At 50.7% G+C, this 15,786-nt stretch carries 11 protein-coding genes; 7 read left to right on the top strand and 4 right to left on the bottom strand.

The window, feature by feature from the left end; translation table 11 throughout:
- Positions 1–7 precede the first annotated feature (7 nt).
- From ACYVJM_RS00960 to ACYVJM_RS00945, 4 genes are all read left to right on the top strand, one after another.
- Entirely contained in the window at positions 8–1,792 is a 1,785-nt protein-coding gene (locus tag ACYVJM_RS00960; RefSeq protein ID WP_461146334.1) for a RagB/SusD family nutrient uptake outer membrane protein, read from the top strand.
- Positions 1,793–1,989: 197 nt separating this feature from the next.
- Positions 1,990–2,820 (top strand): hypothetical protein, encoded by an 831-nt coding sequence (locus tag ACYVJM_RS00955; RefSeq protein WP_461146333.1) that lies wholly within the window; start codon positions 1,990–1,992, stop codon positions 2,818–2,820.
- A 77-nt stretch (positions 2,821–2,897) separates the two neighbouring features.
- Positions 2,898–3,515 (top strand): cysteine hydrolase family protein, encoded by a 618-nt coding sequence (locus ACYVJM_RS00950; protein ID WP_461146332.1) that lies wholly within the window; start codon positions 2,898–2,900, stop codon positions 3,513–3,515.
- Between the two features lie 43 nt (positions 3,516–3,558).
- The gene (locus ACYVJM_RS00945) at positions 3,559–5,751 is read left to right on the top strand and encodes an alpha-galactosidase (RefSeq protein ID WP_461146331.1); all 2,193 of its coding nucleotides are present in this window, start codon (positions 3,559–3,561) and stop codon (positions 5,749–5,751) included.
- A gap of 49 nt (positions 5,752–5,800) precedes the next feature.
- Here ACYVJM_RS00945 and ACYVJM_RS00940 read toward each other — a convergent pair whose 3' ends face one another.
- From ACYVJM_RS00940 to ACYVJM_RS00930, 3 genes are all read right to left on the bottom strand, one after another.
- Entirely contained in the window at positions 5,801–7,114 is a 1,314-nt protein-coding gene (locus ACYVJM_RS00940; RefSeq protein WP_461146330.1) for a PQQ-dependent sugar dehydrogenase, read from the bottom strand.
- A gap of 39 nt (positions 7,115–7,153) precedes the next feature.
- Entirely contained in the window at positions 7,154–9,910 is a 2,757-nt protein-coding gene (locus ACYVJM_RS00935; protein WP_461146329.1) for a PQQ-dependent sugar dehydrogenase, read from the bottom strand.
- 142 nt (positions 9,911–10,052) lie between these two features.
- Entirely contained in the window at positions 10,053–12,446 is a 2,394-nt protein-coding gene (locus tag ACYVJM_RS00930) for a T9SS type B sorting domain-containing protein (protein ID WP_461146328.1), read from the bottom strand.
- A gap of 161 nt (positions 12,447–12,607) precedes the next feature.
- Here ACYVJM_RS00930 and ACYVJM_RS00925 point away from each other — a divergent pair, with 161 nt between their 5' ends.
- The 3 genes from ACYVJM_RS00925 (at position 12,608) to ACYVJM_RS00915 (ending at position 14,651) form a co-directional block, all read left to right on the top strand.
- On the top strand, positions 12,608–12,967 hold the full coding sequence (locus tag ACYVJM_RS00925; RefSeq protein ID WP_461146327.1) for a hypothetical protein: 360 nt from the start codon (positions 12,608–12,610) through the stop codon (positions 12,965–12,967).
- A 147-nt stretch (positions 12,968–13,114) separates the two neighbouring features.
- The gene (locus ACYVJM_RS00920; protein WP_461146326.1) at positions 13,115–14,131 is read left to right on the top strand and encodes a bile acid:sodium symporter family protein; all 1,017 of its coding nucleotides are present in this window, start codon (positions 13,115–13,117) and stop codon (positions 14,129–14,131) included.
- 121 nt (positions 14,132–14,252) lie between these two features.
- Complete coding sequence (locus tag ACYVJM_RS00915) at positions 14,253–14,651, top strand: hypothetical protein (protein WP_461146325.1); 399 nt, start codon at positions 14,253–14,255, stop codon at positions 14,649–14,651.
- 81 nt (positions 14,652–14,732) lie between these two features.
- On the opposite strand, the gene ACYVJM_RS00910 is transcribed toward ACYVJM_RS00915, so the two are convergent.
- Entirely contained in the window at positions 14,733–15,755 is a 1,023-nt protein-coding gene (locus ACYVJM_RS00910; protein WP_461146324.1) for a hypothetical protein, read from the bottom strand.
- Between the last annotated feature and the right edge of the window lie 31 nt (positions 15,756–15,786).

The following is a 15,786-nucleotide window of genomic DNA, read 5'->3' as shown; positions in this document are numbered from 1 at the left end:
AAAAATCATGCATACTTTTCATAAAAAGCTTCTACTATCTGCGTTTACGGTCACAGGCCTTATTGTGCTGGATGGTTGTAACGATTCTTTCTTGACCCGTCCTCCACAGGGTCAGTATAGCCCGGCATCGCTGTCAAACCTCAAAGGGATTGAGGGAATTCTGGTTGGTGCCTATGGCATGCTGGATGGCCAGGGAATTGGTGGTCAGGATGCCTGGAATAACGAAGTCCAGAACTGGGTATTCGGTGGTATTCCCTCCGATGACGCCTATAAAGGCACCGATGCGGGCGACCAGCCTGAGCAGTCCTTCATTGAACGGTACGACTTTCAGCCAACGAACAACCATATTCGCAACAAATGGCGCGGTTTGTACGAAGGTGTTGCCCGGACCAATAACGTACTCGATATCTTGCCCACGGTAAAGGACATCACCGATGCCCGTCGTAAACAGATTGAGGCAGAAGCTAAATTCCTTCGTGGTTATTTTCACTTCGAAGCCCGGAAGATATTCCGGTATGCGCCTTATATCGATGAGAAAGTCTACGACATAAGTGACCCGAATTCGACCAAAATCCCCAACGACAAAGAGATTTGGCCGAATATCGAAGCTGATTTCACCGCAGCGGCTGCCGTGCTTCCAGAATCTCAGGATCAACCCGGCCGGCCAACCAAATATGCAGCCTTGGCGCACCTGGGAAAGACGTATATGTACCAGGGCTTCGATATTTCAACAGGAGCGCCTAACACAGCCAAGCTTCAACAGGCGAAAACGGTATTCGATCAGATCGTAAACAGCGGCAAGTTCAAACTCATCGATAACTTCTCGCAAAACTTCGACTCCGATACCCGCAACAATGCTGAATCCATCTTTGAAGTTCAGTATGCCAAATCAGCTTCCGACGATGGAGCGGCAACGGCTGGGATGGGCTTGGCTCACCCCTATGCTTCGCCCTGGGGCTGCTGCGGATTTTACCAGCCTTCTCAGAACCTGGTGAACGCCTACAAAACCGATGCGAACGGCTTACCACTTCTGGACACGTTTAACGATGTTGACGTGAAGAACGACCAGGGTATCCCACTTGAAGCAGCTTATACGCCCGATGCAGGTCGGCTTGACCCTCGCCTTGACTGGACGGTTGGTCGCCGTGGCATCCTGTACAAGGATTTCAAAATCCATAACAGCGATTTCATCCGTGACCAGACGTATGCCGGTCCTTACTCACCTAAAAAGCACGTTGCCTCCAAGAAAAACACCTTGTTGGGTGTTGGCTGGACAAACCTTACCGGCAACAACTTCCGCCTGATTCGCTACGCTCACGTCCTGCTTTGGCTTGCCGAAGCTGAAGTCGAACTGGGTAATCTGGAAAGGGCCAGAGCACTTGTTAATCAAGTACGGACACGGGCAGCTAACCCAGCGGATTGGGTAAAAAAAGCCATACAGGGACCAACTCGCGATGCCTACACCGAAACCAGCGAACCAGCAGCCAATTACGTCATTAAAGGCTACACAGCTGCCTGGACAGACAAAGCAGTTGCCCGCAAAGCTGTCCGGCACGAGACCCGGCTTGAGTTTGCCATGGAAGGCCACCGCTTCTTCGACCTCGTTCGCTGGGGTGTTGCCGCCGATGTGCTAACGGCATACACCACAACGGAAGGCAACAAACGGACGTATTTGAAAGGAGCCCGGTTTGTTAAAGGGAAAAATGAGTATTTCCCAATCCCTCAGGAAGCCATCGACAATTCGTCGATCGCGGGTAAACCAACGCTTACTCAAAATCCTGCCTATAAATAAGCAGATTGTACATTGACTAACAAGAGGCCCGGCGTTCTGCCGGGCCTTTTTTGTGTGTTAATATAGTTGCCCGTTAACCGGATTAACGCATGCTCTACCCTATTTTTAATGCCTTTCATCCTGTAGTATATTCTACCAAAAAGCCCTTTTTAGTTAGATTGCGCACCTTAAACTCTATGTATAACCAAATTCCGCTCATGACTTTGCTTTCTCATTTACTTAGAAAACTGACCTTATTAAGCTTGTTCATTCCTGTTTTCAATTATGGACATGCTCAGTCAACTACACCTCAGAAAAAGTACATGTACCTGATCTACCACAAGCTATCGCCGGGTCTTACCATTCAGGATGCATTACCCGTAGAACGCGAATGGAAAAAGATAAACCAGGCTGCAGTCGATGAAGGTAAGCTGGAAGGCTGGTACATGACCGTCAAACAGTTTACATCGAACCCAAACCAAACCGAATATGACTATGTAACGCGAATCGTTACGCCCGAAATGGCTATTAAAGGAGCATCGCCCGAGGCAATGGCACGAATTTATGGCGATAGCGTTCAGATTAAAATGGCCGATTTACAAAAACGTGACCGGCAGACTGCCCCCGTAGTTAAAATTGAGATCTGGGAGATAACCGATGGCACATTCGCGCCGAAATTCGCACCCGATGGTACGCAGTTTATGATCGTGGATCGTATTCGTCGCCGGAACCCCGGTGCAGATTATGAAGGTGTGGTTAGCCAACTCAAGAAATTAAGTACCGAGCGAATTAAACGTGGCAACTTACTGGGATGGGATTTTTCCTCCCTGGTTATTCCCAACGGCAGTGAAAAAGGATATGAATTCAGCATTGCCAATTACGTGACGAGTCTTGGTGCCGTTGGCAACCCGGTACTGGCAGATTCGCCGACACCCGTTATGCCAGCCCAGGCATACAAGCAACTCCGCAATCAAACAGCCCAACTATTCGACTTTACCCGGCAGGAGGTCTACCGATTTATGGAATATACAACCCGCCCCGCCAACTAATTATTATGGACTAGGGATGGTACATTTTCGGACTTAAGAAGGTTTATGTACGAATAATCAACCCTCAATGGACCATCATGGACACAAAAAATAACGACCTGCACGGAAACGCACCGGATACCTCACCAGTTGCTCTGCTAATTATTGACATGATCAATGACCTGGAATTTCCGGGAGGTGATGAGTTTCTGGAGCCCGCTAAACGGGCAGCTGAGGCTGTTTCAGCCCTCAAACGACGCGTCAAAGAACAGAATATACCCGTTATTTATGCCAATGATAACTTTGGCCGGTGGCGGTCTGACTTCAACGAAGTGGTTGAACATGTACTGAACGACGGTGTTCGGGGGGAATATTTGGCTCAGGTGCTTAAACCCGATGAAGACGATTATTTTGTGCTAAAGCCTAAGAACTCCGCCTTCTATGAAACTACACTGGATATGCTGCTCAACTACCTGAACGTGAAGCATATCATTCTGACCGGAGTAAGTACCGACTCCTGTGTACTTTTTTCTGCCAACGACGCTTACATGCGCGATTTTACCCTTTCCATTCCGGACGATTGTGTAGCCTCAATTAAACCCGAGCATACGCACGATGCGCTTGCCTATATGAAGCGGGTACTCCAGGCAGACACCACACCATCGCACCAGATCGACCTGGAAGCCCTGTATAAGGAGCTGGAAAGCACGCATTAACTCGCTATTAGCTAATCAATTCACCACATTTTTACCATTTTCAATGAAACAGCTCTGTCTGTCATTTTTTCTCTTTTTCCTAGTTGTGCCTCGCGTGCAGGCAGCACCGGGCGACATCCATATTGCCATTGAAACCCGGCAGACAGCCCTTGTTATTCGGGTAGATAAAGACCAGCTCCCTACCCTTGTTCACTTGGGACCAAAACTCCGCAATGCGGCAGAATATGCAGCGATTCCGGCCAGAGGCAAGCGGGGTGAAGACTATACGGACATCTACAATTCCGTTTATACACCCGCTGGCAGCCGCAATCTGCTGGAGCCCGCCATTCAGGTTACCCATGCCGATGGCAACCCTTCCCTCGATTTGAAGTACGTCCGACATGAAAGCCAGTCGATGGCCGACGGCGTAGTACTGACGAAAGTGTATCTCAAAGACCCGCAATACCCTTTTGACGTTACGCTTTACTACAAAGCATACCAAAACGAAGACGTGATCGAGCAGTGGAGCACTATTCGCCATACGGAGAAGAAACCCGTAACGCTCCTGAAATATGCATCGGCGAACCTGTATATCCCGGCGCAGAATTATTACCTGACCCACTTTCACGGCGATTGGGCCAACGAAATGAATCCCAGCGAGATACCGCTTACGGAAGGAATCAAGATGCTGGACTCCAAGCTCGGCACCCGTGCCGATCTATTTCAGCCGCCGTCATTTCTTGTATCGCTCAATAAACCTGCCGAAGAAGAGCAGGGTGAAGTGATTGCCGGTACACTTTCCTGGTCGGGTAACTACCAGTTGGCATTCGAAGTCGACCCGCTGCACAATCTGCGCATCATACCGGGCATCAATCCTTATGCATCAGCTTATTCGCTGACACCGGGAACTGAATTTACCACACCGGCATTCCTCTTCACTTATTCCGATAAAGGCAAAGGCGGAGCCAGCCGGAGCCTGCATCGCTGGGCCCGCAAACACCGCATTCCGCAGGGAGAAGGTAACCGCCTGACGCTCCTGAACAACTGGGAAGCTACCTACTTCGACTTTAACGAGGAGAAGTTAAGTGCTCTGTTCAAGGATGGCAAAAAACTTGGCGTCGACTTGTTCCTGTTGGATGATGGCTGGTTCGGTAATAAATACCCCCGAAATAACGACCGGGCCGGGCTGGGCGACTGGCAGGAAAATGTGAAGAAACTGCCGCATGGTCTGGGTTATTTGGTGAAGGACGCCGAAAGCGCGGGGGTGAAATTCGGGATCTGGCTGGAGCCGGAGATGGTAAGCCCCAAAAGTGAACTGTACGAAAAACATCCAGACTGGGTCATTAAACTGCCAAACCGATCGGAGTATTACTTCCGAAATCAATTGGTGCTCGATTTATCAAATCCCAAAGTGCAGGATTTTGTGTACGATCTGGTCAATGGTCTCCTGACAAAGAATCCAACGCTGGGCTTTATCAAGTGGGATTGCAACGCTGTGATCTATAATGCGTTCTCGGCCACCATCCAGAACCAGTCGAACCTGTACGTCGATTATGTGCAGGGCCTTTATAAGGTACTTGACCGACTTCGGGCCAAGCACCCAGCCCTGCCCATGATGCTGTGCTCGGGTGGCGGGGGCCGGGTAGATTACGGTGCTCTGAAATATTTTACCGAATACTGGCCGAGTGACAATACCGATGCGCAGGAACGGATTTTCATTCAATGGAATTATTCCTATTTTTTCCCATCTATTGCCAGTTGCAACCACGTGACCGACTGGGGAAAACAACCCATTAAGTTCCGTACCGACGTAGCCATGATGGGGAAAATCGGTTACGACATTGTAGTTAGTAAACTGACCGAGGAGGAATTAGCTTTCAGCCAGCAGGCGCTCAAAACCTATGAGCGCATCAAAAATGTAATCTGGAAAGGTGATTTGTACCGACTTGCTTCCCCATACACAAATGATGTGGCGGCCTCCATGTACGTCAGCGAGGCCCGCGACCGGGCGGTGTGGTTCACCTATCTGGTCAATTCAAGATACAAAGCCGGAAGCCAAGCACCCATAAAACTCAACGGCCTCGACCCCGCCAAAAGCTACCGCATTCAGGAGTTGAACGTTTATCCGGGCACAACTTCCCGAATTAACACGAACACAACAGCCTATTCGGGTAACTACCTGATGACCATTGGCTTCAACCCCCAGGTAGACACCCGCCGAACCAGTGTAGTGTTGGAAATTAGCGAAGTGAAGTAAGGTTGTAAAGCAGATCGACCCGCTTGCGGGCGGGTCGATCTGCTTTACTTTATTTCTTCGAAGAAGCAGTTGCTTTTTGGTTCGACGCCTGATAACTGATCTTGAACAATGTTCCATTCAGATCGTCCGTCACGTACAGCGAACCGTCCGGTCCCTGCGCTAATCCGCATGGCCGGTGTTGAACCGGACCCGTTGGCTTCACCAGATCCGTACCGGCAAAATTATCGGCGAAGATCTCCCACGGCCCTGCTGGCTTACCGTTTTTAAACGGAACAAAGCCAATCAAATACCCTTTATGCAACTCCTGCGACTGCGCATGGAAGGCAATAAACGCCCCATTACGGTACTTCTCCGGGAATGCCGTTCCGGTGTAAAATAAAAGGCCATTAGGTCCCATGTGCGCCGGGAAAGCGGCCACCGGATTAATGGTTTTTGCCGTTCCGGTTTTCTTGCCATCGCCACCGTACTCCGGAGCCAAAATTTTCTTTTTCTGGAAATGGTCGTAATAAACGTAAGGCCAGCCTGCATCGTCGCCCTGATGCACTTCATACATCGTTTCGGCGGGCAGCTCAGCACTTTGTTTGGGTGTATAATACTGCGGGTAGAAATCATCGAACTTACCCCGGCCGTGTTGTACTACAAACAGCGAGTTGGTTTTACTGTTCCAGTCCAGCCCAACAACGTTTTTCAGTCCGGTAGCAAAACGTACTCCGCTGGCAAAAGGCTGATCCGGAACATCGGCCTTGAACCGCCAGATACCGGCTGCCGAGTCGAGTAATGGGCAGGGCATCAGCCCTTTTCCCGTTTCGGCCTCGCGGCAGGCATCGTTGTCCGAGGCAATGTTAACATACACATTTCCCTGATTATCGACGGCGATGGACTTCGACTTATCGCGGTCTTTTTCCCGTAATCCGGATACGAGTTTCTCGGGCGCATCCGGGTTGATGACTTCCTGATTTTCGTTCAGCTTGTACCGGAAAATGCTGTTGTTAGACGAGGTGTACAGATAGCCATTCCGGATAAAAATACCTGTCCCCGGATAATCGCCAAAGCCCACCCGTTCATCGACTACGCCATCTTTGTTGGTGTCGCGCAAGCGGTAGATACCCTTGCCGTCTTTCAGTTTGGCCAGTTTCACGTAGATGTCGCCGGTTTTGGTCACGACGATGTGCCGGGCGGCACCCACTTCCTCCGCTACGACAGCGGCAGAAAACCCGGCGGGCAGTTTAACTTCCGCTCCGGTAATGGATTTTTTCGCATGGGCTGCAGCCTTTACGGGCGGTTTGGGAATAGACCCACACACACCGTTCAGCGTGGAAATGGAGGTAACCAGACAGGCAATTACTACAAAAGACTTGTTCATGGATTGGGGATAATCGTACTTAACTTGGTTTACTTATTATTACTTACCAGCGGGTTTATTCAGTTCACTCGTGGCCATCGCTTTCCGTTTAAACTGGAGCCATTCGAGCGAAATCAGTGGTTTGTCGGGGCTACCGGGCTTGTCGAACACAAAGTAAAGATCGTGCTTTCCGCCCGGATTCTGGACCGGAGCACTCGCATCCGAGTAGTTCTTCCATTCGCCCGTTGGTGTGTAGTTCAGCGTACTGATAACGGGCCCGGTGGGCGAACCGGTGTGCACATTGATCGTGGCTGCTTCTTCCTTCGATGAATAGTGGTACGTGAGTTGATCGATGTCTTTCAGATCAATATCTTTTAGCACAAAGTACGACGCGTGTTTGGCGTTCCCCAGGCGTCGACCCTGCTTCGACATTTTATAAACGGAGTCGGCTTCGGCACCGAGTACTTTTGCCGGGCGCAGCATGAGTACGTCGCTTTTTGTAAGCGCCAGTTTGGGCATGGGTGCACCCGCACTTCCTTTGTCGGTGTACGACGCAGTCAGGAGGTACCGGCTCTGGGCCTCATTGCCGACATGGTCTTTCAGCACCAGACTACCCTGCTGCGGAAGCCGATTGTCGGTGGGTTGGTTGGCCAGGGAGAAAATGTACTTAACCATTTCGGTTGTTTCTTCCCGCGAAAGCTGTGGGTGAGCGCTCATGGCATGTTCGCCCCAAACGCCACCGCCCCCAATAATGATTTTGTTGGCCAGTTTAGCGGTAGCGGTCTTATCACCCTGGTATTTTTTGGCGACTTCCGTGAAGGATGGCCCAACCGATTTGGCGGCTATCTGGTGGCAGGCTTTGCAATCGCTGCCGGCAATCAGGGATTTACCCAGATTATACGAAGCCGAAATTTGCTGGTGACCCATCGGCTGATCGTTACCGGCTATTTTGGGAATGTAGGTCAATGCTACGTTTACCTTTTTCTTATCGATCACTCTGTCTTCCTGATCGGATACGGCTACGGAATAACGTAACGGGGTTTGATCCGGGAAGAAAAACGTGCTGTTGTCTGTAGTAGCAATGGCGACCTGCGGCATTCGGTTTCCTACTTTGATGGTCAGGGTGTCGGTGCTGGTTTTTCCGGACGGGTCCGTAACGGTCAGCAGGGCGTTGTAAACCCCGTTTTTGCGGAATGTATAAGTTGGGTTCGCTTCGGTCGACGCTATTTTATTACCCTCAAACCGCCATTGGTAGCGTAGTTTGTCCGTTTTGTCGTAATCGTAACTCTTGTTTTTGAACGCGACCGTCAACGGGGCCAGACCGATGCTATCACTTACCGCAGCTTTGGCCACGGGTGCCCGGTTGCCGGGGTTGAAATCAATTCGTACCAGCCGCGCATCGTCATTGTCGATACCATAGACCGAACCATACTCCAGCATGTAGAAAGAGCCTTCGGGACCGATTTCCATGTCGACCGGCCGCCGGAAGTCGCCCGTTGCAGGCATGAACTGCTCCATCGACTGGAAATTCTGCTGATCGTCAAGGCGCACGGCAAAGACCCAGTTCCGCATCCAGTCGTACATGAACAGGGCTTTATCGTAGTAAGCCGGAATTTTCGTCTTCGACTGGAGTGCCGCGTTGTAATGATAGACCGGTCCGCCCATGGCGCAACGGCCACCAACTCCCAGTTCAGGAAACTCATCGGATTTATTGTACGGATACCAGACCATCGCTTTGGTGGTTGGCGGGAGTTGTTTGGCACCGGTATTATTCGGTGAATTGTTGACAGGTGCCGCCGGGTCGAACAGCACCCCGACGTTTTTACTGGCGAAATCGTACTGGTGATACGCTTTACTGTCGCCCACAAAATACGGCCAGCCGTAGTTTCCGGCCTTTTTTGCTTGATTGAACTCATCATAGCCACGCGGTCCCTGCGGTCCATCGGTACCGGAATCCGGCCCAATTTCACCCCAGTACACGATAGATGTGGCCGGATCGACCGAAATACGATATGGATTCCGGCAACCCATCACATAAATTTCCGGGCGCGTTCCTGCTGTCCCTTTCGGGAAAAGGTTGCCCGACGGAATGGTGTATGAGCCATCAGCTTCGACATGAATCCGCAGGATTTTACCCCGCAGATCATTCGGATTCCCCGCCGACCGCTGGGCATCGAACGTTAGTCGACCAGCCCGCTCATCGATGGGCGCGAACCCACTCGATTCAAAAGGAACAGTATTATCGCCGGTTGAAATAAACAGGTTGCCGTGCGTATCCCACGCCATAGAGCCTCCCGTGTGAGCGCTCACTTCGAGGTCGATCGGAAATTCAATGATCGACTTTTCACTGGCAATATCGAGCGTATTGTCGTTGTTCATCACGAACCGGGCAATCCGCTGCCTTGTCTGTTCCTTATCCTGAATGGTGTAAAAGAAGTAGAGGTAGTGATTTTTGCTGAAATTAGGGTCGATGGTCATGCCGAGTAACCCGTTCAGGTATTTGTCGACGGCTTTCACCGGGAAATCATACAGCAAGCGGGTTTTCCGCTGCACGGGGTCGTACATGTAGAATTTACCGCCCCGTTCAACGAAGAACACGCGACCATCGGGAGCTACGGCCAGTTCCATGGGCTCGTTCAGGTCGTTGGACAGCACCGTTTTGGTGAAGCGGTTCTCTTCCGGCCGCTTCGTGGTGTCGACCTGTGCCACCATTGGGTTGGGCAACGGTCTTTCCCGTTTACCGGACTCACCCGCCAGCAAACCCAGGACACTAACCAGGGCGCCACCCAGCGTAATATAATTTAGACGTGGAAACATGAAATTGAGGATTGTTCGAATGCGTTTTTACACCTACACGATCGGCCTGGGCCCATACTAACTAAAGCAGGATGGGGGGCCGGTCTAACCACCTTAAGCTAAATTTGGCAAAATGACTGAAACCGCTGAAATAACAGATCAACTACCGAATCACCTGGATCACACCCTGCCGGATAACCGGCTTTTGCCGGGTTACGCTTGTTAGTTCCAGTCGGTACGTGTACGTCCCCCCGTCAACTGGCTGTCCCTTGTAGGTTCCATCCCAGGTGTGCCACCCCGAACGGGCTGGTATTGCGCTCAGAACCGTATAAACGACCTCGCCCCAGCGGTTAAAGATAAATAAGTTTGCTCGCTCGATACCCGAGGCATAGATCAGCAGGTCTTCATTCATGCCATCTCCGTTGGGCGAAAAGGCATCTGGTATAGTCAACAAGGGCGGTAGTGGTGGGCAGGTAGACACAACACGAACGGAATCACTAGCCGAACACCCGGCCGAAGTACGCACAGTTATACGATAAACGCCATAATCATCTACCGTTTGTAGCTGACTATTTCCCAGACTTACCCCTCCTATGGTCCATGTATACTCTCCATTCGGCACCGCTCCTGCATCCAGTTGCAGTACAGTGGTTGGGTTGGTGGCGAAACAGGTATCCAGTTGATGGTTCAGCAGGCGTATAACCGGATTCGGTTGAAGTGAAACAGAAACATCGGATTCGCTTTTACAGCCCGAAGTGGTACTTGAGGCAATGAGGTGATAGCTTCCGCTCTGCCGGGCGGTAACTGTCACCCCTGCTACAGAACTGCCATCCGGAAGCCGCCACCAAAACGTATTCCAGTCGGTAGTAGGTACGGCCCGAAGAAGCAGCGTATCCCCGCATCGACTTCGGGTAGCGGGCAAAAACTGGTAGGGCGGTGGGGCCGAAAAACTGACCGTTACATCCTTATCCGTAAAGCAGGTGGAATCATCCCGACTGCTGACCCGGACATGATACGTTTGGCCTCCGTTGCTAACGGAAACAAGAATCGAATCCAACCGGCTGCGGATCGGGTCGATGCCGGGTCCTGTCCACTTCACCACGCCCCCGGTAGCATGAGCCACCAGCGAAAACGTGCCGCATGAGTCCGGAATCGCCGTTGCTTTAGGATTTGCCTCAACTAATGTTACGGAAACCGGGGTTGAGGTAAGCTGAATATCCCGGCATTTCGTCTCCCGGATTTTAACCGAATAAGCCCCTGATTTTGTTGGTTTCAGCGATGGACCGGTAGCCCCCATTACAGCACTGCCATCAACGTACCACTCATAAATAAGGTAGTTTAAATCGAGATTCAGCACCTTGGCGTCGAGTTGAAACTTGTTGCAGTCTGCCAGTTTCTTTACTGAAACGGTTACACCGGGCGGCAACAATTTTTGTTCATCCAGCACAAACGGCAGTCCGGCGGTACTGGTTCGACCACTCAGGTAAACACCCTGCGATACGATTCCGCAACCTGTCCCTGTTTGATTGGGCTGGTTAATCACCATCAGGTATTCGTCTCCCGGCAATGCTCCGTAGATCCTGCCGTCAACGGCCAGTTGCAGCGCCCCTACCCCTTTTACGTTATTGCGCTGGAGCTGAACGGGTAAGATAGCGTTGATTTGTAGGTTGTCGACGCTGATCTGATAGAGCTTATTGCTGAACAAGGTGGAGAGGTAGAGCAGGGTGTTGTCTGCCGAAAACTCCACGCCATAAGCCCCTTCAATGGCTGGGCCAGCCAGTTTAGCCGGATTGGTAATAGCCCCCGTCTTGTTGTCAAAATCAAGCACTTCCAGAAACCCACCCACCGTTCCGTCCGACACGGTCACGGCCAGCTTTTTTCCGTCGTGAGAGGGTTTCATGTACCCTTTATTTTGCTGATGCACGCTGCCTACTGCATACTGATCAGCATTTATAATCAAGCCATTGTCATTAAGCAGGTTAACCCGAAATACGTTATTTCCTTTTTCGTGAGTGATTATCCAGCTATTGAGGTTATTGCAGTGTTTGATGGCGGTAATCTTTTCGGTAGCGGAAGCCGTTACTACTTTATTCTTCGTTTCCAGCCCGCCAGAACCACCTTCCAGGGTCATGTTGACGATGGCATATTGCACCCCCGTAGTGGGCGAGACGGAAAACACATAAAATCGTCCGGTGCTATTCTGATACGGGACAATGAGGGCAGACTGAGAACTGGAACTACTTCCGCCCAGCCCCGTAGCACCGGACATAACGGCATGGTTACGGTTCCAGATTGTGCTGCCATCGGTATAGAAAAGAAGCTGCCCTGTTTCGTCCGATACGGCAGCACAACCTTCGCCGGTGTGTAGACTTCCATCGGTAAGTGCCTTCACGGCTCCTCCGCTAAACGTTAGGCCAGCGCCCTCCCCAAAATACCAGTTTCTATAACTCTGGCTCGACTGCGCCTGGGCCGGATTTTTGGCCAGACCGAAGCCTAACATCAGTAAAACAAGCAGGTTAACACATGCTCCCCTAAAGTAGTTATAGAAGTTATCCATGAAGCGCCGAGTCAATTTTATCAAAAATAGACAATCGAATTCCGATTAGTTCATAGATCGCTTAACTGGCAATTTGGTTGTATCTTCCTGTGCGAATTCCCTATTTTTAATCCCTTCCCTCGAATTAAAACGTACCTGTTTTTATAAACCAGACCAACACCATGCAAACCCATGACGAGTTCGTAGAGGCCATTTACAACAACCCAAGTTACCGGAGTGAACTGGTGTGCATCAACAAACTTCGAGCAACGCTTGAATTGGCCTTGCAGGAGCTGGCGACCAGCAAATTTTCAGAACCAGCCGGACCGGCGAAACCTTTACGCCGGATGCTTCGCTACGACGATTTGATTGGAAAACCGATAACACAACTTGCCGACTCCCCAGAAATAAACCGGTGTCGCCGTGGCATAACCGTATTGTATTCGGCTTTGATAAAAGGGATCATGCACACCTACGCAATGTCAACTCAACAGGCGAATAAAGTTTTATTCGATGTGTTGACACGCTATGCAAAGGAGTAATTGTTGGTTTTCAGGAAGTAAACCAAACGTCAAACATTATGACTCTTGCTTTTTTTATAAATACGAATCTGAATTAATTGGATTTGGGGCTGATCCGTCAGGACTTGGTAATTATTAGATAGGTTTACGGGTACGTTCCCGGATTATATGGCAAACACTTCGTTAGGCTCACTTTTGGCCCGTGTTGGGCTCGATTGGTTTATTCTCGCGTTACTGGCTATGATTGGGCTGGCTAAATTCTGGCCCGAACCCGGCATTCAGGATGGCCCTTTTTCTCTGTCAGCGCTAGCGAACTACGGGGTTACCTTAATATTCTTTTTCTATGGCCTTCGACTGAATTTCAATCAGTTGAGGGCGGGTTTACGTAACTACCGGCTGCATCTGCTTATCCACCTGACCACCTTTGTTGTCTTTCCGGCTGTTGTGCTGGCCGCCCGTTCGGTTCTGAAGACGGCCGATACAGAGTTACTTTGGCTGGGCATTTTCTACGTGGCTGCCTTGCCCTCTACCGTTTCGTCGTCCATTGTTATGGTCTCCATTGCCGGAGGCAACATTCCTGCCGCCATTTTTAACGCCAGTATTTCCAGTCTGCTTGGCGTGTTCATTACCCCCCTCTGGATGAGTTATTTGCTGAGCAGCACCAGTGGCCAGTACGACCTCAACAGCGTGATTGGGAAGTTGACTATTCAGGTCATTGTGCCCGTAGTACTGGGTCTGCTGCTGAACAGGCGGCTGGGCTGGTTTGCCGAACGCCACAAATCCTATCTGCGCTACTTCGACCAACTGACCATTCTACTGATCGTTTACACGGCCTTCTGCGAATCGTTTTCCCTCAATTTATTCGCCAGTTACTCGGCGGGCGACCTAGCTGAACTGGCGGGTATGATGCTGGGGTTGTTCTTTCTTATTTTTGGATTTGTTCACCTGATCAGCCGTCTTTTCGACTTTAACCGGGAAGACCGAATTACGGCGCTGTTCTGCGGCTCTAAAAAATCGCTGGTACAGGGCAGCGTGATGGCCAAGGTACTCTTCCCGGGCAGTATTGCCGGGGTTGTGCTGCTGCCTATTATGATCTACCATGCCCTCCAGTTAATTGTGGCGAGTATCATTGCTCAAGGCATGGCCCATCGGCAACAGGAAAAAGAAAAGGCCATTCAGACGTAATTTAGTCCGATCCGGACCGCAAAACCGGGCACTCAGCGAGTATACCCTACACCTTCGTTAAACGCTGCCCGTCTATTTACCTCTAACGATCAAGTAACCCAAAAAAACAAACAACTTGATCATGAAAAAGACAATCGCAGCCGCCCTTACTTTCTTCGCTCTTGCCACCGCCACCAGCTTTGCCCAGGGCGTTTATTCAAGACCTTTTGACAATCGTGCGCCACAGGCACAGGGTCGTTATAACAACGACCAGGTTCAGGACGAACTCAAAATTGACCGTATTGATGCCATTGTTGGCCTAAGCCGCAGGCAGGAAAAGCAGCTCCGTAAGATCGAAAATAATTACGACCAGCTTTTTGCCACTGCCCGCATGACGCCCGATGGTTTCCGCCAGCTTCAGCTCCGCAAACGTCAGGATGTGCTGGCCGTGCTGACCTCTTCGCAACGGGATCGCCTGTTCGCCTACCAGCAAAACAATCGACCTAACAACCGACCCATGCCTTACGGTCGTCGTGGCTAATCAGCGCACCCTCTTATCTATCCTACCGTAACGACCAACAGCCCCGCCCTGCAAAGGACCGGGGCTGTTGGTCGTTATAGGCTAATGAGTTGACACCACTTCCAGACTTTGCCAGACGATATCGCCCATTGTCCGGCAGTTGTTGAAATTTCGGGTTTGGTAATGTCGGTTTAGCGCTTCGCGAAGCTGTTCTACATGATTTGCGGGGGCAATCGTATCCTGACGCATGGCAGCCATCAACTCAAGTATCCGGATCTGCTCGACCCGCAACCGCCCCGCCACCAGCGACCGCTCCTCAACCTGGTACTGGTGTACACTCTCGGGCGTCAGGCATGCCCGGCCCAGATCGATGATGGGTTGATTCTGCCGGTAATACTGCGGCATGTATACCGACTTTCGGCCTTCATACGATTGCTGATCGAAGTCGATGGCTCGGATTCGGTAGTAGACTTCATCGAAATCCGGAGTAATATCCACCACGAAATTGCTGGAATGCATATCGCCCAACAGCCTCACGAAGCACCGTTCATTAAATTTCACAAATTCTTTACACAGCCGAACCGGATTCCGATCAGGGTCCTGCATTTGCTGATCGAAGAACATATCGCCCGGTATTCCGGCTATGTGTTCTTCGATCAGCGTCTTCCCACTGGTCAAATAACTTATCCGATTGGGGGATAAAATGTGCTCCAGTTCCAGCCCATACACCCTGGATGCATCGGCGTTTTTGATGTAGAAGTAATCAAAATTATCATTTACCAGGTTACGAACCCGGACCCGAAAGGGCGCTGTGTTGCCGTACGAGCATAAATCGACCCGATCAATGGTTAAATGGCCGGTTACAGACATGTCGCCGTCAGCTTTCAGGATGGCGTAGATCGTCTTGAGCGCCAGCAGAATTTCGTCGACTTCGGAGGCCGGATAAAAAACCGTTTCCCAAAGTGTATCCCGGTCGCGTTTGTCGAAGAGTGCAATTGAATTATCGTACCGGAGCAGATCGCTGTACTGAATGGGCAACGGGTGTTCGCGGTTGTACTGAACCAGGTAATCCCGCAACCGGTTACCAATCGAGTAAATTTGCTTTTTTCGGGTAATGATGGGCATAACCAGTCAGTGCCTAAGTTTTACCTTAAAT

The organism is Spirosoma pulveris (assembly GCF_054781875.1).
The sequence above is the reverse complement of the archived record's forward strand: the minus strand, read 5'-3'. Positions and strand labels throughout refer to the sequence as shown.